This window comes from Acidovorax delafieldii 2AN (genome assembly GCF_000175235.1).
Taxonomy (GTDB): Bacteria; Pseudomonadota; Gammaproteobacteria; order Burkholderiales; family Burkholderiaceae_C; genus Acidovorax; species Acidovorax delafieldii_B.
In genome coordinates this window covers 17,546-37,280 of the sequence record NZ_ACQT01000011.1, presented here as the reverse complement: position 1 = coordinate 37,280, position 19,735 = coordinate 17,546, and the positions used below count along the sequence as shown (strand labels likewise).

The following is a 19,735-nucleotide window of genomic DNA, read 5'->3' as shown; positions in this document are numbered from 1 at the left end:
TTCAGGGCAGTTGCAGTTCCAGCCGGTAGCCAAAACCGCGGATGGACCGCAGGGCAACGCCGTGCGGCTCGAGCTTGCCGCGCAGCCGCGAGACATAGACCTCGACGGCATTGGGCGTGATCTCCTTATCCCACCCGGTGAGCGCCTGCAACAGCTTGTCCTTGCTGGCAGGCTTGGGGGCGTGGATGAGCAGGTATTCGAGCACCGTCCACTCGCGGGGGCCCAGATCGATCACTTGGTCGATCTCGCCCGAGCGAACGCTGGCGCGGCGCCCCGCCGTGTCGAGTTCCAGTGGGCCAAAACTCAGCACCGCCGTGGTGGCGGCCTGCGAGCGGCGCAGCAAGGCCCGCAGGCGCGCCAGCAGCTCGGGCAGCTCGAACGGCTTGACCATGTAGTCGTCTGCGCCCAGGTCCAGCCCCTGCACCCGGTCGTGCAGGGCATCGCGGGCTGTGAGGATGAGCACCGGCATGGCGGAACTGGCCATGCCCGGGCGGCGCAGGCGGCGGGTCAGCTCGAGCCCGTCCATGGCGGGAAGGCCAATGTCGATGATGGCGGCATCGAAGGATTCGGTGCGAAGCACCTCTTCGGCCCGCTCGCCGCTGCCCACCCAGTCAACAGCGTAGCCCGCGTCGGTGAGCCCGAGCTTGATGCCGCTGGCCACCATCACGTCGTCTTCGACCAGGAGCAGGCGCATGAAAGTTATCCCTGGCGTTCCGTCAGGCCACGCATGGCTTGGTCTGTCCACACAGGCCGAGCGCACCGCGCGCCCCTGTGGCCCGCGCACAGCGCCCCCCCACGCTTCATTGCGCAGCGACAGGAGCGAAGGGAGAAGCGGGGCCGCCGCGCGAGGGCTTGGGCCATGTTAGTGGCTGCGAATCATCGTGCCGTAGGCCTGATCGGTCAGGATTTCCAGCAGCATGGCATGGGGCACCCGTCCGTCGATGATGTGCACCGCGTTCACCCCCGCACGGGCGGCATCGAGCGCCCCGGCAATCTTGGGCAGCATGCCGCCCGAGATGGTGCCGTCTGCGAACAGCGCGTCGATCTCGCGCGCCGTGAGGTCGGTGAGCAGCTTGCCCTCCTTGTCCAGCACCCCGGGGGTGTTGGTCAGCAACATGAGCTTTTCTGCCTGCAGCACCGTGGCCAGCTTGCTCGCCACCACGTCGGCATTGATGTTGTAGCTTTCGTTGTTCTCGCCGAAGCCGATGGGGCTGATGACGGGGATGAAGGCGTCATCCTGCAGCGCCTTCACCACGCTGGGGTCGATGGCGACGATGTCGCCTACCTGCCCCACGTCGTGCTCGATGCTTGGATCCTTGCTGTCCACCATCTTGAGCTTTTGCGCGCGGATCATGCCGCCATCGCGCCCGGTCAGGCCCACGGCCTTGCCGCCCGCCTGATTGATCAGGCCCACGATGTCCTGCTGCACCTCGCCGGCCAGCACCCACTCGACCACTTCCATGGTTTCGGCATCGGTGACGCGCATGCCCTGGATGAAATGGCCCTTCTTGCCCAGCCGGTTGAGCGCCGTCTCGATCTGCGGGCCGCCCCCGTGCACCACCACCGGGTTCATGCCCACAAGCTTGAGCAACACCACATCCTCGGCAAAATCGGCCTGGAGATCGGGGTCGGTCATGGCGTTTCCGCCATATTTGATGACCATGGTCTTGCCATGGAACTTGCGGATATAAGGCAGCGCCTGGGCCAGTATTTCAGCCTTGTCGCGGGGTGCTATCGAAAGAAGGTCGGTCATGGAGGCGTGCCATCCGGAGAAAACAATGAGGCGCAAATTGTGCCGCATTCCCGCAGGCGCCGCGCCCGCCGCTCAGCGCCGCAACCAGCCGGGCACCTTGAAACGCACGATGGAGAGATAGGCCACCACATAGCTCACCACAAACAGCGCGCAAAATGCCATGAGCACGTGCGTATTGCGCCAGAACAGCACGGCAGGCACCACCGTGAGCACGGTGAAGCCCCACAGGTAGGGTGAGGTGCGGTTGTTGCGCATCAGCACCCGGCGCGACTCGTCATTGTGGAAAACGCTGCGCACGATGCGCCGGTAGATGAGCTGGTGGAAATGCAGCGCATCGGCCACGCCGGGCGACACCCCGCGAACCGTCTTGCGGTAAATGGAAAAAACAGTCTCCCACACTGGGTAGATCAACAGCAGCAGTGGAAACCAGGGGGAAACTTCGGGATTGCGCTGCACAAGCGACACACTGGCCAGCGCGATCACCACGCCCCAGATGTACGCCCCGCCGTCCCCCGCGAACAACATGCCCCGCGGGTAATTCCACACCAGGAACCCTCCGGTCGCCGCAGCGGTGGAAACCAGCAGCGCCGCCAAGCCCCGGTCGCCCACCTGCAGTGCCACATGGGCGAGTGCCAGGCAGACGATGATGGCCACCATGCCCGCCAAGCCGTTGTAGCCGTCGATGATGTTGAAGGCATGGGGCAGGCCGGTCACCGCCAGCAGGGCGATGGCCAGGCCCAGCCACGGCGCCCAAACCAGAAGCGTGTCGAGCCACGGCATTCCCAGGCGGGGCACGCTCATGTCGAGCAGCGTAATAGCCAGCAGCCCCGACATGCCGGTGAACGCCAGCCGGTAACGCACCGTGAGCCGCTGCGTCAGGTCTTCAGCGATGCCGCTCACGGCGGCGGGCAACAGCGCCAGCAACCACATCCACACCCACCCCTCCAGCCGCAGCGAACCGGGGTCACCCCAGCGGGGCTGCGTCTGGGCAACCCCCAGCGCCCAGCTCGACGCCAGGCCCAGCAGCATTGCCGCACCGCCCAGGCGCGGAACGTCGCCCAGATGAAAGCGCTGCGGCATGCTTTCGCCATACACGGACGCAGAACCACTCATCCAGCGAACGATCAGTCCCGCTGCAAGCACCGCCACCAGAAAAGCCACCAAAGACAACCAAATCATGAGCGGCCGATGGTACCCGCGCCACCGGTTTCTCCACGTAACAAAAGGCGTGCCCTGCCATACACCGGTGAGCGCCACAACCGCAGCAGGCTGCGCACGTGCCAGCGCAGATGCCCCCAGCGCCGGTGGCTGGCGCGCTGCCCGGCATGCACCACCTGCACAGGTACGCGCACCAGCGCCCCCCCTTGCAGGCGCACGCGCAGGCACAGATCCACATCCTCGCAGTACATGAAATAGGCCTCGTCGAAGCCACCCACGGCGCGCCAGACCGTCGTCGGCAGAACGAGGCAGGCAGCGTTCACCCAGTCGACGCGGGTTTCGCGGCGCCCGAGCAAGCGCCGGCGCCATAGTGCCGAGGGCGTGGGCAGCTCGCGTTCGCTGTCCTGTACCCGCCCATGGGCATCCAGCTGCACGGGGTATGCGCAGCCTGTTCCAGGCTGCGCTGCGGACTCTGTCAATTGGGCAAAAGGGTCGTGCCCTACCAGACCGATATCGGGGTTCAGTACACAGACAAAGGGCTCGGTCGCGCCGGCCAGCGCCCTGTTGTGGTTGGCACCAAAACCCAGGGGGGTCCTATTCTTGACACACTGCAACACAAATGGCCAACCCTGCGGTGGTGGCAGGGGCTCAGGCTCGGGCAGATTCTGCGTCAACACCACGCGCTGCACGGTGGCGGCGCACAGCCGCGCCATATCATTCAACAGGGCCTGCACCAGCGCGCCGTGGCCATGGCTGACCACGGAAACCACAAGGCCGCGCGATGGGGGTAGGACAGCATTCATCAAGGCGTCATTGTCGCTGCTCCGGCTTGCACCGCTGTTACAAATGCACAGGGCCCGCCGTCATAATCCCGGGATGACGCATTCATTGGAAGATTTGCACGTATATCTGCGCAGCATCACGCCGGGAGAACGCACGTCGCTGTCGGTTCTGGCAAGCTTGGTGGCCCCGGGAGCCACGGTGCTCGACCTGGGTTGCGGCAGTGGCGCACTAGGACAGCACCTTTCTGCAACCCGCGGCTGCACCGTCGACGGCGTGACGCTCAGCGAAGCCGAGGCCACGCACGCACGCCCGCACTATCGGCGCGTGGTGGTGGACAACCTGGAATTGTGCGACCTGGCTGGAACTTTCGCTGGCGAACTCTACGACTTCATCGTCTGCGCCGACGTGCTTGAACATCTCAGCCGGCCCGAGCAGGTGCTGGCAGCCTGCCGGCAGCTTCTCAAGCCCGAGGGGCGGGTGCTGATTTCAGTGCCCAACGCCGGGTACATTGGCCTCATTGCCGAGCTGCTGGAGGGCGAATTCCTCTACCGCGAAGAGGGCTTGCTCGACCGCACCCATCTGCGCTTCTTTACCCGGCGCTCACTGGCACGCTTTTTGGGCGAGCAACGCTGGGCCATCGAGGTGATCGACACCATTGCCCGTGAATTGCCCGAGTCGGAATTCGACGTCGCTTTCGACCGTCTGCCCCCTGCCGTGGCGAGGCACCTCTTGGGCGCTCCAGACGCACTGACCTACCAGTTCATTTGCGTGGCACAGCCTGCAGCCCAGGTCCAGCAGGCCGAAGTGCCCACAGCACTCACTGCTTCGCGTGCCCAGGCACGCTTCAGTGCCGAGCTCTACATCGGCCAGGGCGGCCACTACAGCGAAGAGCACAAATTCACTGCGTCGGGCGTCATTGGTGAGGAACGCCAAACCCTGCGCTTTGAACTGCCCGGCCAGCCCCTTCCGATCACCCAATTGCGCCTGGACCCGGCCGACCGGCCCGGCTTCATGCACCTGTACCGCCTGGCGCTGCGTAGCGCCGATGGAGCCGAACTGTGGCAGTGGTCGGCCACAGCCGACTCCCGCTCGCTGCTTGCTGCCACGCCCCATAGCCAGATCGTCTGGCAGGCCCCAATGCCCGCGGCATCGGGCGCCACCTTGCTATTGCTGGCCGGAGACGAACCCTGGTTCGAACTACCCATTCCCCGCGACATCCTGGCTGGCTGCACCCCCGGTGGCGGCAGCCTTGAGGTCGAGATCGGCTGGCCCATGTCGGCCGACTACGTGGCACTGTCGGCGACGGTGTTGCCGCTGCACGACCGGATTGTCCAGCTGGAAAGCGGCGCACGCGAGATGCAGGCACATCTGCAAGAGCAACTGAGCCAGGTGCAAACAGCCCTTTCCACGGCGCAAAGCCGCAACATCCTCCTGGAAGAAAGCACCCAGGCGGCTTCCCGCCAACGTGCCACTTGGCAGCAGGAAGCCACCCGCCTGCAGCGCGATCTGGCTGAACTGGCCCAACACCTTCACACCATCGAAACCTCCACCGTGTTCCGCGCTACCCGTCCCATCGTCCACGCCAAGATGCGACTGGACCGCTTGCTGGGCCGCGCCCCGCGATCATCACACTCCAACACAACAGCCCGCCCTGTGCCGATGACCCCGCCAGAACTGGTGGTCGACATCATCGTCCCCGTGTACCGTGGTCTGAACGACACCCGCTTGTGCATAGATTCTGTGCTGGCAAGCACCTGCCAAACCGCCTACCGCCTGATCATCATCAACGACGCCAGCCCTGAACCCGAAGTGACGGCCTGGCTGCGCGAACGTGCAGCCCAGGACGCGCGCATTACTCTGCTCGAAAACCCCGAGAATCTGGGCTTTGTAGGCACCGTCAACCGTGGAATGGCCCTGAGCGAGAGCAACGACGTTTTGCTGCTGAACAGCGACACCGAAGTGGCCAACGACTGGCTCGACCGCATTCGCCGCGCAGCCTATGGCGACAGCAAAGTGGCCTCGGTCACGCCGTTTTCCAACAACGCCACCATCTGCAGCTATCCCCGGTTCTGCAAAGACAACAATTTGCCGGCCGGCTACGACACTGCGCGGCTGGATGCGCTTTGCGCCCAAACCAACCCTGGCGCAGTCGTTGACGTGCCCACCGGCGTGGGCTTTTGCATGTACATCCGCCGCGACTGCCTGGCGCAGGTGGGGCTCTTCGATACCAAGAATTTCGGCAAGGGCTACGGCGAGGAAAACGATTTCTGCCAGCGTGCAGCAGCGGCCGGCTGGCGCAACCTGCACCTGCTGGACACCTTCGTCCTGCATACCGGCGGCGTGAGTTTTGGCGACAGCAAGAGCCCGCGCGAACAGGCCGCCATGGAGACGCTGCGCCGCCTGCACCCGCGCTACGAGCGCGACGTAATGGCCTTTGTCCAGGCAGACCCTGCCCGCCCCTACCGCCTGGCGCTGGATGTGGCACGCATCACTCAGGCCCGACTACCCGTGGTGTTGGCGGTGCTGCACGACCGCGCCGGCGGCACCGTGCGCCATATGCGCGAACTGGCCCAGCACCTCAGCGACCAGGCCGTCTTCCTAACACTCACCCCGGCCCCCGATCGCTGCGTGCGCCTGGAGAGTGCAGGGAAGGACGAAGGCTTTCAGCTTGTCTTCCGGCTCGCGGACCAATACGAAGACCTCTTACAGGCCCTCACTCAATTGGGCGTTCGGCATGTCCATTACCACCACCTGCTGGGCCACGACCCGCTCATTCTGGATCTCCCCCCCCAATTGGGGGTAGGTTACGACTTCACCGCCCACGACTTCTACAGCTATTGCACGCACATCTCGATGACGGGCAGCGACAACCGCTATGCCGGAGAACTTGCGCCCGGCCAGTGCACCTGCTGTTCGCCGCAGGACCCTGCCCCCATGGGTGGAGGCACCATTGCCGACTGGCGCCACCGCAACCGGCATTTCCTCACCGGCGCCCGCTTGGTCATAGCACCCAGCCAAGACACTGCGCGCCGGATCGCAGACTTTGCCCCGGGTGCGCGCGTGCGCGCCATACCGCATACCGACATGGCGGCGCCGGATACCCCACCACCTCCAACGCCCCACGCCAAGCCGCTACCAGCGGGTGCGCCCCTCAAGATTGTGGTGCTGGGCGCCCTCAGCGCCATCAAGGGAGCCGACCTGCTCGAAGCCACCGCGCTGGAGGCAGCCCGGCGCAAAGCGCCCATCGAATTTCATCTGCTGGGCTATGGCTACCGCCACCTGCAGACGCAGCCACGCGCCCATCTCACCGTGCATGGCAGCTATGAAGACGAAGATTTGCCAGGCCTTCTGCAGTGGCTGCAACCTGACCTGGTCTGGTTTCCAGCCCAATGGCCAGAGACCTACAGCTACACCCTCAGCGCCAGCCTGCAGGGCGGCCTGCCTGTGGTCGCGCCCGACCTGGGAGCCTTCCCCGAACGGCTGGCCGGCCGCCCCTGGAGTTGGGTGGTGCGCTGGGACATGTCGGCGGCTGAATGCATGAACCTGTTCAGCACCCTGCGCGAGCAGCACTTTGCCACGGGCCAGCCTCCCCAACCGCCCGCGCAGGCAGGCGGCACAATGGCCAGCGACTGGCACTACCAGCGCGACTATCTCGCAGGCGTGCCCCTAGCCGCAACGGCAGCGCCCCTTTCCATGGCGTTTCTACAGGAACATGTGCCTGCACCTGCCAGCGCTAGCGGCGGAGCCAAGTCGCTGTTGCTCACGGGAGTAGTACGTTTGCGCTCGCATCCACTGTTACGGGGCGTGGCCCAGCGCATTCCACAGCACTGGCAAACGCGAGTGAAGAACTGGTTACGCGCCTAGAAAACCGGTACACGTGGCAGTGTTCTGAGTGAGCTCGCGTGACGACTGGCCCTGACCAATAGCCTGACTATCGACTAACGGTCATGCAAGTAGCGGCGATTGCTCACAAGCACGCCGTTCCACCGGCTCGGTTAAGCAGCGCAACCTTTTACTTGCTCAGCAACAAGAAAATTTCGTTGTTGAGCAACCAATCATCAGGGTACTTGCCACGCAGTGCCACAGGAATAGGCATGTCGAGACTTCTGCGCTCCTGCCGTACCAGCTTGAAACCCGCACCGGTCGTAATCGCCACGAGTTCGTCGGCGGTCAGGCGATTGAGCGCACGGTATTCGTTGAATACAAATTTCTTGTAGCCATCCACGCCAAAATCGGCAAAACCAAAATCGGTCTCTGCTGCATCAATCGGACCATCATGGGCTTGAATGACGCTCCACAATTCTTCTTCGGTGGCTAGTAAGTGGTGCCACGGCACATCGTCATAACGACGCAAGTGTGAGCCGTAAGGCGAATAGAACAGCGGCTCGATCTGTATGAAGAAATACCCGCCCGGCCTTAGGCATGCATACAGATCATGAAAAATTGGTGCGAGCTGGTCGCGCTGCACGTGCTCGAAGGTGGACCAGCTCATGATGCCGTCCACCAAAGGCCGCTTACCGGCTAACGGCGCGCTGGGAGTAATGGTTTCAAAAGTCAACGCTGCAGGAATGCGCGACATTCCGAGTTGCTCGCGCGCAATGCGAGGCAGCTTGGCATATTCACGCCGAATGTCCACACCATGAATAGCGGTTGCTCCGTGGCGCAGCACCAATGCGAGATCGGTAATGCCATCGCCGCAGCCGAAGTTGAGCAGCCGTGCCGTGGGCAGATCCAGCACATTACCCATCCAGTGCTGCACCACATCGGCCGCATATTCGAAGTGCGCGCGAAACCACTCGTCGGTGATACGACCAGCGTCCCACGGAGCGAGGCCCCACACGCGCTCCTGCAATCGTAAGCTCCAATTCATTGGGGCACCGCCTTCTGGCGGTGGTCAGCGGTGCATCCCTTACTCACCGGATCAACGTCGCCGCAGCACATACGCGTCTTGATGGTTCCAAAAATGCACGGGAGACCGATGTACCAAGCTTTCAGCCCCGCAAGTTTCTGCGATGCGCTGCAACACAAATGCCTCGGAAGTGAAAGCCGTACCGTACTCTTGTGTATCAATGGCGTGCGACTCGCTGGACGGCGCAAAGAAAAAGCCCTCCGCGTCCAGTTGAACGCTATCGAATCTGGCCGCTTTGGTTCCATGCGTGCTGAAAATCAGAAGCCCGCCCGGCGCTACCGCCTCATACAGTACTTTGAGCCAGCGCGCCCAGGTGCTACGCGGCAAATGGCTGAACAGCGACAGAACAAACACCAGATCGTAGCGCCCCGGCCATTGCACATCCTCAGGAACGCTGGCGGACAAGAATCCCCCAACGCCAAACGTGTTTTGCGAGAAATCCACCGCGCTCGGCACTACATCCGACACGACCACTCGCTCGGCACCTAATGCCTTGACCAGATGGCGGGTGAACCGGCCATGACCGCAGGCAAACTCAAGCACCCGCGGTATCTTGAGCAAAGGTTGGTCCACCGCCTCCAAGAGCAGCATCAGCTCCGCCAGGGTTCGCCAGCCGTCAGCCAGATAGTCGCGCAAAGGGTTATGGCTGGAAGGATGGTTGTTAAAAAAGCCAAAGATATCGTCTTCTGGAGCAATGGAGCAATCCAGCCCCATCATGTTGGTGAACGAGCCCACCAGATCGTTGCTCTCAATCAGGGCATGGGCGGCCAGCACCGTATCGCGTTCATCCCGCGCACGAGTCAGCACCTGTGCGGCGCCGACCCTATCACCTTGCGCCAGCAATTGGCGGCCTTCCTGCAACAATTGCTGCCCCGCACTGAGGGCATTCTTTGAAGTTGTCATAACTTGGGGATTATCCTGCTCCGCAGGAACAAGCCTGCTGCAAAGACACTAACTCCAGTGGTGAGGCAAGCGAACAAGCCCAGGCAAGGGCTTTGGGAAGATAAAGCTGAAATGCAGAAACTGGAACCACTCGTCGTAGACGGCCAATCCGGTTTCGTCGAACAGGAAAGCGCTGATAACGTAGTCCCCACTGTGCAGCGGCAAATCAGGAAACGTCAGCACCGAACGCCAACTACCATCCTCCAACTGCACTGGTGCGGCACCGTCTTCATGCGTGGCCAGCGAGGTGATACCAACCCCCTTGGACTGCTCGATCATGAAGCCAATGTTCGGACGCTCGTCGCCACGCCCGCGTGCCGTGATGGTTACCACCAAATCGTTGCTATGCAGCACCGGTGGACGCTCCCCCTGAGCTTCGCCCAAGTCCTTCACATCCACCGACAGAATGCAGGCGCTACCTGCATCTATGGCCGCCACCGGTGCTTCTGCGGCAGGTGCGGGTTGCGGTGCCTCTTGACCATAATGCTCGTGCACCGGCAGCTCATCTGCCAAACGCTGGCGCGTGTGGTGGTCGTATGCCGCGAGCACTGGCTCGGTAGCGCCAAACTGTGCCACCTGCCCGCCCTTGAGCCATAGCGCCACATCGCACAGGTGGCGAATGTGGTAGGGGCTGTGGGAGCAAAACAAGATCGTGCAGCCATTGCTGCGGAATTCCATGATGCGTTCCACGCACTTTTTCTGAAAATGCTGGTCGCCAACGGCCAAGGCTTCGTCGATGATGAGCACATCGGGCTGCACCGCCGTCACCAGCGCAAAGGCCAGACGCACCGCCATGCCCGACGAATAGGTCTTGACCGGCCGATCCAGCGCCTCCCCAAGTTCGCAGAACTCGATGATCCCAGGCTCAAGCCGCGCCATTTCGGCGTGGTCAATGCCGATGAGGCTACCACCGAAGTACAGGTTGTCGCGCCCACTGAAATCGGGGTGGAAACCTGCACCCAATTCCAGAATGGCTGTAATACGGCCCACCCGCTCGATGGTGCCCGTGCTTGGTTGCAAAGTACCGGCCAGCAGCTTCAGCAGCGAGCTCTTACCCGCACCGTTATCGCCAATCACGCCAATGCATTGGCCACGCTGCAATTCGAACGACACATCGCGCAACGCCCAATGGCTGCGGTGGCGGGCGTGGCCCGTTACCAAGGCTTTAAGCCGCTCGCGCGGTGAAGCATAGAGTTTGTATTCCTTGCCCAATCCCTGCACCTTGAGCACGGTGTTGCTGTTGCTCGCGTGGCGCGTCATAGCCAGTCCACCAACTGGTCGCGACTGCGCTCGACCACCAAATTCAGCGCCAGCGCCAGCCCCGCCAGCCACAGCAACCCCACCAGCCACACACTGGCAGGCGGCCACGCTCCGAGCAAAAGCACCTGCTGGTAGCCCAGCACAAGCGCCGTCGCAGGATTCAACCACAGCACCCAGCGCCAGTTCTCAGGAAACAGGCTGAGCGGAAACAAGATAGGTGTGAGATAGATACCCACCGACAGCAAAAAACCCACCAGTTGCACGGTGTCGCGCAGGGCAGCAGCCAGTATGGCCAGCAAGTAACCCAGCAGCAGGCACAAAATCAATTGCAGCGCCAGTAGCGGTGCAAGGGCCAGCACAGCCAGGCTGAAATGGTGCAGCGGCGCATAGGCCAAAGCCACCAGCAACAGCAACGGCCCGTAGATCACCATGCTGGCCAGCACGGCGCGCGCCACCAGCAGCACGGGTGGCAAGGGGTTTTTTGAAGCAGGCCACCAGCTTCGATCAGGCTGTTCATGCCGCGTGAGACGGCGTCGCAAAACGCCATCCAGGGCAACGCGCCTACCACCAAGAAGGTGCCCACGGCGTGCGTGGGCGCTTCAGCGCCCAGACGCATGGAAAACACCACGTCGAACACCAAGTAGTACGCAGCCACCGTGAGCAGGGGCTGCAGATACGGCCACAGCACTCCTACGGCAGTGCCCGCATGACGGGCAGCGACTTCACGCCGCGTGAGCACCCACACCAAGGCTCGCGCACTCCACACTGCGCGCATTTCAGTCCACAAAGTCAACATGCAGGATTTGGCTAGGCGAAGAAACATCCAAGCGGCCAAAGGCTACCGCCCTTGGCCAGTTGGCGACTCAGCGCATCAAGGCGCAGCCTTATGGGTGGCAGCAAACGCTTCAATCGCCTCGTTGTTGATTGTCAGGCCCTGTTGGACTTTTTCAGCTTCGGCAACACGGGCATCCTGCTGCAATTTTCCGCGCACTTCCTTGATCAGCTCTTCGCGCACTTCTTCGTAGGGGCGCAGTCCGGCGGGGCGCCGAGCATCCAGCTTGAGGATGTGGAAACCAAACTTGGTTTCAACGATGCCACTCAGATCGCCCGGCTGCTTCAGTGCAAATGCCGCCTCGTCAAACTCGGGCACCATGCGACCGCGTGCAAACAGGCCCAGATCGCCACCCTTGGCACCACTGCCGGTATCTGCCGAACGCTCCTTGGCCAGTTGGGCAAAATCCGCACCTGCCTTGAGTTCTTCGAGAACTTTTTCCGCCTGCGCACGGGCGCCTCCATCGGTGCCGGCGATCAGGATATGGCGCACCTGAACCTGCTCAGGGGCCTGGAATCTGTCAGGCTTGGCCTTATAGATATTGCGCGCCTGGCCTTCGGCCACGGCGTCGCTTGGAGCACTGTCTTTGTCGATCTTGGCCAGCAGGGCATCGGACAGCACCTTGTCGCGGGCCACTTGCAATGCGGCGGCTACGTGGGGGTCGCTCGCCAGGCCTTCGGCCTGTGCCTTGTTGGCAAGGGCACGGCGCGCATACAGATTGCTAGCGATTTGCGACACTGTTTTCGGCCGGGAAAGTACAGATGCCCGCATTTCTTCGGGCATGCGTAGCGCATCAGCCTCAATATCTTCAGCAGTGATATGCGCTTGCGGACCCTGTGCCAGCACCGGGCCAGCAGCCCACGCCATGTGTGCAGTGAAACCTGCCATGGAAACAGCCAGCATGGAGGCACGGATTGCAAGAGAAGATCGTGAAACGTTCATTGAAATTACCACTTGTCACCAAGGTCAGAATAAAAAAAGGCGGGGTTACCCCCGCCTTTTAGATCACGCTAGCGTGAAAAGTGCCGTGCTTACTTGTAAGCGTGGGGCCACGTGATACCGTAGTTGCCCGACACACCAGCCGAAGCGGCGGGGTTGGTCAGCTTGATAAACGAAGCGCCCAGGACAGGCACGCCAGCCGAGAAGCTAATGCGGCCCCAGCCGTTCGTGTATGCGCCGGTCACGTTAGAACGCGCCACGGAAGCACCCAGAACGGAAGCACCAGCATCCGCAAAGCTCAGCACGCTGACTTCACCGCACAGAGGCGTCTGGGACACGGTGCCAGGCGAGAACACTGCGCCAGAGGTCTTGGAGGTCTCTTCGCGGTCATAGAACGTAGCACCAATGGAGCTTGCGCAAATCTGACCAATCGAGTTCACCGTGGTGTTCGAAGCGGTAACGAAATAAGAACCCGTCACACCATCGTTGATCAGACGGTAAGCGGCAGCCTTTTCAGTGGCAGAGGCAGCTGCATACGCAGAGGTCGCCAAAACACCTGCACCGATGGGTGCTTTGTAGTTAGCAGCGATGCTGTAACGACGGGTAGGCATCGAGAACACCCAGTCAGTCTTCGCCGTGATGCTGGCATCGTTGGCATACTGGTTGATCACCTGTGCATGAGCCAAAGCAGCCGTCAACTGCGAAGCTTGCGTATCTGCGGCGGCTTGCGATGCAGCGCCAACATAAGGCGTCGACAGATCAGGCACGTCGTACTTCTGAGCAGTCAAAACACCCGACTTGAACAGTGGATCTGCCGTGAACAGTCCTGCCGTACCAGTGCTCTGCGCGGAGAACACATTGTTCGTGGTACCCGTTGCCACGATGGCATTGGCAGCGCCAGCGAACGTAGTCGTTTGCGGCACATTGATGATGTACCACGAACCCGTCAGACCATCAGTAGGAGCGACCAAACCGGCAGTCGCAGCCTCTGTGGTCAGCGTGCTTTGCAGAACGGAGTCCGTGCAAGGAGCCACGCCATTCACGTGCTTGATGGCCGTGTACAGGGGCGCATTCACAGGCACCAAATTACCAACACCACCAAAGAGAGGATCTTTGGCGCTGGTGATGTCAGCCATGTTGAAAATCTCAACATAGCCTTCACGGGTGTTATTAGCCTTGTCAGCAGCCGTCATAGCGGAAGGCAGACGGTCTTGCACGAACGGCACAGCCACACCCTTGGCGATGGCGGGCAGCGTGCAGGTGCCGTCAGCGGTCACCAGGTTGGCAACGCCGTCAGAACCTTGCGTCACGGCAGCGGTCCACACATCGCCAGGCGACATGAACACTTGGAAGTCCAGCACGTCGTCAGAGTTCGAAGCACCGCGGAAACGCACCTTCAGAGCCTTGCCGTTGGCGGTATCGGTATTCACCACGTGGAACACGGACATGTTGCCGTTTTGCGCCGTGTAGTAAGGCACCAGCAGCATGTGACCCGTGCCGCTTTCGTTCACCGTCAAAGGCGACACCACCTGCGCCGATGCAGCGCCGGCAAAGCCCAGGCCACCAATCATGGCAGCAATGCTCAGGGCCAGAACATTTTTCTTCATATCAAGAACTCCAGTTAAAAAAGTTGGTAAGCGCAACTACCACGATTGATTACGCTAGGGGATGGTAGCACAGCGTGTCAGAGGCAAGTACAGCGAGAAGTTTGTAAAAAACCCTTTGTTGAAGAAAAGCAACACCGCAATGCACATCCACTACACAGAGCCTTCCAGCCACAGCAATGACCTTCTATCAAGGCTCTTGATAGTGCCACCACTGACCGTCTTCAAGCAGCCAGATTTCATCCATGTATAAAGGTATCGTACCCAATTTCACACCAATCAAAGCGGGCTTGGCGCTGATTTTCATGCGGGCCGTGCATTTTTGCGGTTCACACGCCACACTTGCCACTTCGGCGTCCTGCACGCTGACGCTGGGGCCAAACTGCATGCGGAACTGCTCCAACGTTTTTAGCTTGCGATAGGAAGGGGTGGAAAGCTCATAGGCCTTGACGTAGTCGCCCGCAATACGCGCCTTCCAGTATTCGCCCGAGCGCTGCTCCACCACCTTTTCGGGGGGCCCGGAGAGGGTGGCGCACCCGGCCAGGCCCAAGGCGGCTGCAGCGGCCAACGCAGGCATCCAGAGAACGCGCGAGTGCTTCCACGAGGGAGTCTTCATCTTGATGGTTTCCTTCTATTAACAATTCACGCTTGATAAAAACCGACTGAACAATAACTTCAAGGCGGGGTTAAAGGCTGCAATGCAGGCGCAGCGGGCGCCGGGCGTGCGGCTGCACGATCGCTCATGTCAATGGTAGACAGACCCTTGAGTCGATCGCGCAGTTCCTCGCTCACTTGCCGGATTTCAGGGTCAGAGCGAACCACCTTGGGCGTGATGACCACCAGCAATTCGGTGCGCCCGCTACTGCTCGTGGTAGCGCCGAAAAGGCCTCCCACCACCGGCAGGCTGCTCAACAGAGGCACCCCCGATCTGCCAGAGGATGAGTTGTCCTTGATAAGACCGCCGAGCACCACGGCCTCACCCGAACGCACGGCAACCTTGCTGCTGATCTGACGCTGCAGGAACGCGCGCTGGCCCGTCACCGTGTCTTCGTCCCCAACATCGGTGACGGCCTGACTGATGTCCATGGTGACAAGGTCGCCTGAGTTGACCGACGGTTGCACGGACAGTTGAACGCCCGTGTCTTTGTACTGGTAGGTGGTAGTGGTGGAATTGCCGACTGTATTGAGGTTGGTGGTCTCCCCCGTACGGATGGGCTGCTGGGTTCCAACGGCTATGGTCGCCGTCTGATTGTCCAGCACCATCAGCGAGGGGCTGGAGATGACCTTGATGAGCGATTTGGCGGCCAGCGCATTGAGCGTGACGCGCATGTTTCCGAGGGTGTCCTTGAGCGTATAGGAAAAGCCGCCGGTGGAGGCCGAGGGCAGCGCCCCGATCAAACCGCTCCCGGGGCCGCCACGATGGGTGTCAGAGAATGCCCACTGCAGACCATACTTGAGGTCGTCGCCCAGCGTGACCTCGATGATGCTGGCCTCGATGAGCACCTGCGTAGGCGGCAAATCGAGCCGCTTGAGCGTGTTTTCGATTTTCTGAAAATCGGAACGCGTGCTCCAGACAAGGATGGAATTGTTCTGTTCGTCAGCCATGACGCGCACGCCGCCCAGATTGGCGGCCACGACCCCACCAGTGGCCACGCCTTGGTTCGTGCGGTTTTGCGTGCCTAAAGCCCCCACGCCCGTCGCAGTGCGACCAAAGGTATTGCCACCCAATGAATTGGTTGCATAGTTACTGCCACCAAATCCGCCACCCTGGACACCCGTGTTTCCAAATGGTTGTTGCTGGCCGAACGATGTACCCGTGCTTGTGCCCAACCCGGGCGCGACACCGCTGTTGGCCACATACCCCCCCGTTTGCTGTCCAGTACCGAAGATGCCCGAGAGCACGCCGGCAAGATGCCGGGCGCTGCCATTCTGCACACGGTAGATGAAAAGTTGGGGCTCCGCTCCGCCGTCGCTCGGCTGGTCAAGCTTTTCAATCCAGCGGCGGGCCTCTTCGAGATAGGCTGCACGGGGCGTGACCACCAAAACGGCGTTGAGCCGCTCGACCGGCATGATGCGCAACGCACCGAACAAGGGGCTGTTCTCACCCAGCGCGGCGGCAGAAGCGCCTGCGGATGCTGCGGCAGTACCCGGCACCCCAACCGACGCCGCCACCGACGAACCGCCCGTTCCTGACGCCTGTGGAGCCCCGCTCACAAGGCGAAGCGCAGCCTCCACTTCTTTGATCGAGGCATGCTTGAGTGGAAACAATCCAACCGACATGCCCTTGAGCAAATCAACATCAAAGGTGTTGATGAGATCCAGCCAGCCCTCGGCTTGGGTACGGGTGCCAGTGAGCACCAGCAGGTTGCGAATGTTGTCCACGCGGACGATGGCATCGGGGGGCATCAAGGGTTTGAGAATGGTCGCCATCTCTGCCGCTCCGATGTACTGAAGCGGAACCACGATCGCTCCGTAACCCGGAGGCAACGGGCCATTGCCCACCTGCCTGACCGAACCGCCAATATTCCTGAGGGCTTCGGGCCTTCCCACATGGTATGAACCCCGAGCGTCCCGCATCATGGCCAAGCCGTTGGCCTGCAGTGCGCTTTCGAGCAAAAACACTGCCTGGTCTGGAGGCATGGGACTGCGCGTTGCCAAAGTTACCGTTCCGCTCAGTGGGGGGTGCAGCACATAATCGACCTTGAGCACATCTCCCAAGATTGTGCGGACCACCTCAGCCACCGGCGCTTCTTCAAAATTGAACGACACCGGAGCCCCCTCGATGGGAGGCACTGTTCGGGCAGGCGCAACAATTCGATCGTTGCCTCGAATGAGGCGAGGTTCGGCGGTTTTGTGCTCATCTGCCTTGGCTGCTGACGCAGATGCTGGCGCGATGGCTTTCGAGGCAGCTCCAGACTCAGTGACGACATTGGTGCCAGGAAGTGCCTCGGCCTTCTGCGGCGCCTGTGCTGCTGCGAATTGGCACACAGCCAGCGCAACAGTGGTGAGAGCGTATCGGTATTGGGTCATGACGCGTTGCCAATTAACAGTAATAAAGGGACAGGCTGCGCTTAGCGGCGCCCGCCGAACGTAGCCCGGAGCGGGGCGCCGCCGCTTGCCGGAGAAGCGCCACTCCCCGGCGCGCCCGCCGCTGGGGCAGCGCCTATGGGTCTGGAACCGGGAGCCCCGCCTGGGGCATTAGCCCCCCCCTGCCCCGGAGCCGATGGCAAACCACTGTAGGTGGTCACCGCGGCCCGCGGCAACTGCAGTACACGGCTTTCGCCACCACGCGCCAATGTGACGGCACGGCCTTGAATGGATTTCACCGTCCATCCCTCCACGAGGTCGTTTAGTTTGGCCCGTCGAGGCTTGCCGTCGATATGGATGATGATGCCCCCCACACCGTCGCCAAAGAAAAGGCCTGACAGTTTTGCGGTAGCAAGGGTGTCAACCTGGGGAGCCTCAGCCTGCGGCGGGGGTGGCGGCGGGGGCGGACGTCGCGACGAGGAAAAGAGCGGACGGTCCAACATGGCAATGAACTGGCTGGTATCTGCCGAGCCAGGCCCAGGCAAGGCAGGCACCATAGAAGCGAAGTCGGTCTGGTGTGGAGGTGGAGCCTTCCAGTGGGTATTGCGCAGGCTGCCATCGCTCCCTACCCACATCCATGCAAGAGTCAGGGCGAGACCGATGTTCACCAACACCAAAAGAGGCAAGGCGTAACGCTTCATCATCAGGAACGCTCTCTCAAGACGGTGAGACTGAATGTGACAGTCAGGCGTGGAGCAACCTTGGGTAGCGCGTTGGCCAATCCGCCCGGCAACTGAACATCCAAATCGTTGATGACGATGACAGGCACTTGGCTGCTCAGTACCGCCAGTGCGCTTTGTACCGCAAGCATTTCCCCTTCAGTGCGCACCATGATGGGTATCCGATCAAAGTTCTTTTCGTCCTTTGCCGGCAATACCTGGCTGCTGATCACTTGCAGGCCTGCGCTGCTGAAAATGTCACGTATGCGCTGCTGTGCAGCATTGCCGGCCTGGTTCGCATCCTGGGTAGAGGGGTAGGTGTACTGGGCACGGGCCGCATCGGCTCGCGCCAACGTAGCGGCGATATCCGAGCGTTGTGCTTCAAGCCCGGACAACCTCGCATACCGGGGAAGCAGTTCTTCCAATCGCGCCTGCGCCCACTGATGCTTGTGCACGATGTATCCGCCCAGTGCAATAAGCGGCAACAGCAGGACTATCGCCGATGCGCCCACCAGCATCCGCTCCCGAGACAGGGCGATCTTCATGGCTTGCTCCCTTGCGTTACAGCAGAGGCTGGAACCGCGGGCGCCTTTGGCATGGTCCCGCCAAACGTGGCGCGCCCACCGAAAGTGGCCACCGGAGCGCCCGGCGCCGCCCCCGGAGTCGGCGACCTGCCAGCGCTCGGGTTCGGCGGGGGTGCACTTGCCGATGCAGGCACCGCCACAGCCGCAGGTGCGGGCACCTGACTCACGGGCGGAGTAGCCAGTGGTACTGCAGCACCCACGACACCGAATTGCTGCGGATCCAGCACAAATTCGATGGCGAATGACTCTTTGGATGCACCCGGCATGCGCATTGCAGCCGTAGGCGCACGCACATCGCGCAAACCAGGCTGCTCACCCAGCAATTGCAGCAAGGCTGACGCGTTGGCCGTGTCCCCGGCGATAGTGACCTTGACCCCTTGGAGTCGGAAACTCTGCAATGCTGTGTCGTCCGGAAGGACCTTGGTCAACTTGTCAAGAACCCGCAAAGGTTCGATGCGTCCGGCGAGCATTTCAGACAGCGAGCCCAGCTTCTCGACCGACTGCATGAGTGCTTCACGCTGCTGCGCCAGAGGGGCAGTGCGCTGCGCGATGCCGTCATACGCCACGACCGCCTCGATTGCACGCAATCGGAGTTGGGCCGTAGGAGTCACGGCAATGCCCAAAGACAGCATACAGGCCAGGAGCAGCAGGGCATAGCCCCAACGGCGCTGCCGCGCCGCCTGGGAGGCGCGATGTACTTCTCCGTACCCGCCGAGGACAATGGGGCATGTTTTATCGGCAAGCACCCAAACTTCAGGGGGAGTGTTGCCGGGCAACTTTCCAACTTGGGTTGCAAGATAGGCCTGAATTTGCTTGCGAGAAGCCATTGCCACTTCAACGCTACGCGTACCTCCCCCCTCAACCGGGCGGGTGCAATGCCCCCATACCAGATCCTGGGCCAAAAAAGGGCTACTCGTGCGCGCCTCTAGCGCTACAGCAGCGGCGATGTCGGCGCTATCGATTTGGGGAAAGGTGAGGGTCCGCCGCAGAACGTGATCATCGGGCAATTCCACCGCCACAAAACTCGTCTTCGCTTTATCGAGATCGATGGGCTGCAGCGCATCCCCCAACCAAAAGGATTGGGCTCCATCGGCCTGGTACAGGATCACCGGCACGGCTGGTGTAAGCCAGGATAACCCAGGCCACTCGTGGATTCGCCGCCATGAGTGGCATGTCTCTTGCCACAAGGCTTTCAGGTCAACCCCCAAAAAGCGGGCATCCGAGG

General features: G+C 61.6%; 14 protein-coding genes and 1 pseudogene. 1 reads left to right on the top strand and 14 read right to left on the bottom strand.

Going from position 1 to position 19,735, the window contains the following annotated elements:
• Window position 1: 1 nt before the first annotated feature.
• From ACDELDRAFT_RS03545 to ACDELDRAFT_RS03530, 4 genes are all read right to left on the bottom strand, one after another.
• Complete coding sequence (locus tag ACDELDRAFT_RS03545; protein ID WP_005793504.1) at window positions 2-694, bottom strand: response regulator transcription factor; 693 nt, start codon at window positions 692-694, stop codon at window positions 2-4.
• A 168-nt stretch (window positions 695-862) separates the two neighbouring features.
• Window positions 863-1,753, bottom strand: coding sequence for an acetylglutamate kinase (gene argB / locus ACDELDRAFT_RS03540; protein ID WP_040327964.1), 891 nt, complete (start codon window positions 1,751-1,753; stop codon window positions 863-865).
• A gap of 72 nt (window positions 1,754-1,825) precedes the next feature.
• Window positions 1,826-2,932: a glycosyltransferase family 4 protein gene (locus ACDELDRAFT_RS03535; RefSeq protein ID WP_005793501.1), complete on the bottom strand. Its 1,107-nt coding sequence runs from the start codon at window positions 2,930-2,932 to the stop codon at window positions 1,826-1,828.
• Window positions 2,929-3,714, bottom strand: coding sequence for a glycosyltransferase family 2 protein (locus ACDELDRAFT_RS03530; protein WP_005793500.1), 786 nt, complete (start codon window positions 3,712-3,714; stop codon window positions 2,929-2,931). Before ACDELDRAFT_RS03530 ends, ACDELDRAFT_RS03535 begins: the two co-directional genes overlap by 4 nt.
• 73 nt (window positions 3,715-3,787) lie before the next feature.
• Here ACDELDRAFT_RS03530 and ACDELDRAFT_RS03525 point away from each other — a divergent pair, with 73 nt between their 5' ends.
• Window positions 3,788-7,558 carry a methyltransferase domain-containing protein gene (locus ACDELDRAFT_RS03525; RefSeq protein ID WP_005793497.1) on the top strand — a complete coding sequence of 1,257 codons (3,771 nt, stop codon included), beginning with the start codon at window positions 3,788-3,790 and terminating at the stop codon, window positions 7,556-7,558.
• A 148-nt stretch (window positions 7,559-7,706) separates the two neighbouring features.
• Here the strand turns inward: ACDELDRAFT_RS03525 and ACDELDRAFT_RS03520 are convergent, their stop codons facing one another.
• The 10 genes and pseudogenes from ACDELDRAFT_RS03520 to ACDELDRAFT_RS03475 form a co-directional block, all read right to left on the bottom strand.
• Window positions 7,707-8,564, bottom strand: a complete 858-nt coding sequence (locus tag ACDELDRAFT_RS03520; RefSeq protein ID WP_005793496.1) for a class I SAM-dependent methyltransferase — start codon at window positions 8,562-8,564, stop codon at window positions 7,707-7,709.
• Window positions 8,565-8,615: 51 nt separating this feature from the next.
• Window positions 8,616-9,506 carry a class I SAM-dependent methyltransferase gene (locus tag ACDELDRAFT_RS03515; protein WP_005793494.1) on the bottom strand — a complete coding sequence of 297 codons (891 nt, stop codon included), beginning with the start codon at window positions 9,504-9,506 and terminating at the stop codon, window positions 8,616-8,618.
• 48 nt (window positions 9,507-9,554) lie between these two features.
• Window positions 9,555-10,805, bottom strand: a complete 1,251-nt coding sequence (locus ACDELDRAFT_RS03510; protein WP_005793493.1) for an ABC transporter ATP-binding protein — start codon at window positions 10,803-10,805, stop codon at window positions 9,555-9,557.
• Window positions 10,802-11,601 (bottom strand): annotated as a pseudogene (locus ACDELDRAFT_RS03505) (ABC transporter permease). Before ACDELDRAFT_RS03505 ends, ACDELDRAFT_RS03510 begins: the two are co-directional and overlap by 4 nt.
• A 75-nt stretch (window positions 11,602-11,676) precedes the next feature.
• Complete coding sequence (locus ACDELDRAFT_RS03500; protein ID WP_232504710.1) at window positions 11,677-12,375, bottom strand: peptidylprolyl isomerase; 699 nt, start codon at window positions 12,373-12,375, stop codon at window positions 11,677-11,679.
• A gap of 293 nt (window positions 12,376-12,668) precedes the next feature.
• Window positions 12,669-14,183 carry a hypothetical protein gene (locus ACDELDRAFT_RS03495; RefSeq protein WP_005793489.1) on the bottom strand — a complete coding sequence of 505 codons (1,515 nt, stop codon included), beginning with the start codon at window positions 14,181-14,183 and terminating at the stop codon, window positions 12,669-12,671.
• 187 nt (window positions 14,184-14,370) lie between these two features.
• On the bottom strand, window positions 14,371-14,757 hold the full coding sequence (locus ACDELDRAFT_RS03490) for a hypothetical protein (RefSeq protein WP_040327971.1): 387 nt from the start codon (window positions 14,755-14,757) through the stop codon (window positions 14,371-14,373).
• A 98-nt stretch (window positions 14,758-14,855) separates the two neighbouring features.
• The gene (gene gspD / locus ACDELDRAFT_RS03485) at window positions 14,856-17,210 is read right to left on the bottom strand and encodes a type II secretion system secretin GspD (protein WP_040327960.1); all 2,355 of its coding nucleotides are present in this window, start codon (window positions 17,208-17,210) and stop codon (window positions 14,856-14,858) included.
• A 700-nt stretch (window positions 17,211-17,910) separates the two neighbouring features.
• A complete protein-coding gene (gene gspM, locus ACDELDRAFT_RS03480; protein WP_005793481.1) occupies window positions 17,911-18,471 on the bottom strand; it encodes a type II secretion system protein GspM in 561 nt (186 codons plus the stop codon).
• Window positions 18,468-19,625: a PilN domain-containing protein gene (locus ACDELDRAFT_RS03475; protein WP_232504709.1), complete on the bottom strand. Its 1,158-nt coding sequence runs from the start codon at window positions 19,623-19,625 to the stop codon at window positions 18,468-18,470. Before ACDELDRAFT_RS03475 ends, gspM begins: the two co-directional genes overlap by 4 nt.
• Window positions 19,626-19,735 lie beyond the last annotated feature (110 nt).

Coding starts and splice junctions, on each gene's coding strand:
- ACDELDRAFT_RS03490 (WP_040327971.1), bottom strand. CDS start 14,757: ATGCCTGCGTTGGCCGCTGCAGCCGCCTTGGGCCTGGCCGGGTGCGCC.
- ACDELDRAFT_RS03520 (WP_005793496.1), bottom strand. CDS start 8,564: ATGAATTGGAGCTTACGATTGCAGGAGCGCGTGTGGGGCCTCGCTCCG.
- ACDELDRAFT_RS03535 (WP_005793501.1), bottom strand. CDS start 2,932: ATGATTTGGTTGTCTTTGGTGGCTTTTCTGGTGGCGGTGCTTGCAGCG.
- ACDELDRAFT_RS03515 (WP_005793494.1), bottom strand. CDS start 9,506: ATGACAACTTCAAAGAATGCCCTCAGTGCGGGGCAGCAATTGTTGCAG.
- ACDELDRAFT_RS03545 (WP_005793504.1), bottom strand. CDS start 694: ATGCGCCTGCTCCTGGTCGAAGACGACGTGATGGTGGCCAGCGGCATC.
- gspM (WP_005793481.1), bottom strand. CDS start 18,471: ATGAAGATCGCCCTGTCTCGGGAGCGGATGCTGGTGGGCGCATCGGCG.
- ACDELDRAFT_RS03530 (WP_005793500.1), bottom strand. CDS start 3,714: ATGAATGCTGTCCTACCCCCATCGCGCGGCCTTGTGGTTTCCGTGGTC.
- ACDELDRAFT_RS03495 (WP_005793489.1), bottom strand. CDS start 14,183: ATGAAGAAAAATGTTCTGGCCCTGAGCATTGCTGCCATGATTGGTGGC.
- ACDELDRAFT_RS03525 (WP_005793497.1), top strand. CDS start 3,788: ATGACGCATTCATTGGAAGATTTGCACGTATATCTGCGCAGCATCACG.
- gspD (WP_040327960.1), bottom strand. CDS start 17,210: ATGACCCAATACCGATACGCTCTCACCACTGTTGCGCTGGCTGTGTGC.
- ACDELDRAFT_RS03510 (WP_005793493.1), bottom strand. CDS start 10,805: ATGACGCGCCACGCGAGCAACAGCAACACCGTGCTCAAGGTGCAGGGA.
- argB (WP_040327964.1), bottom strand. CDS start 1,753: ATGACCGACCTTCTTTCGATAGCACCCCGCGACAAGGCTGAAATACTG.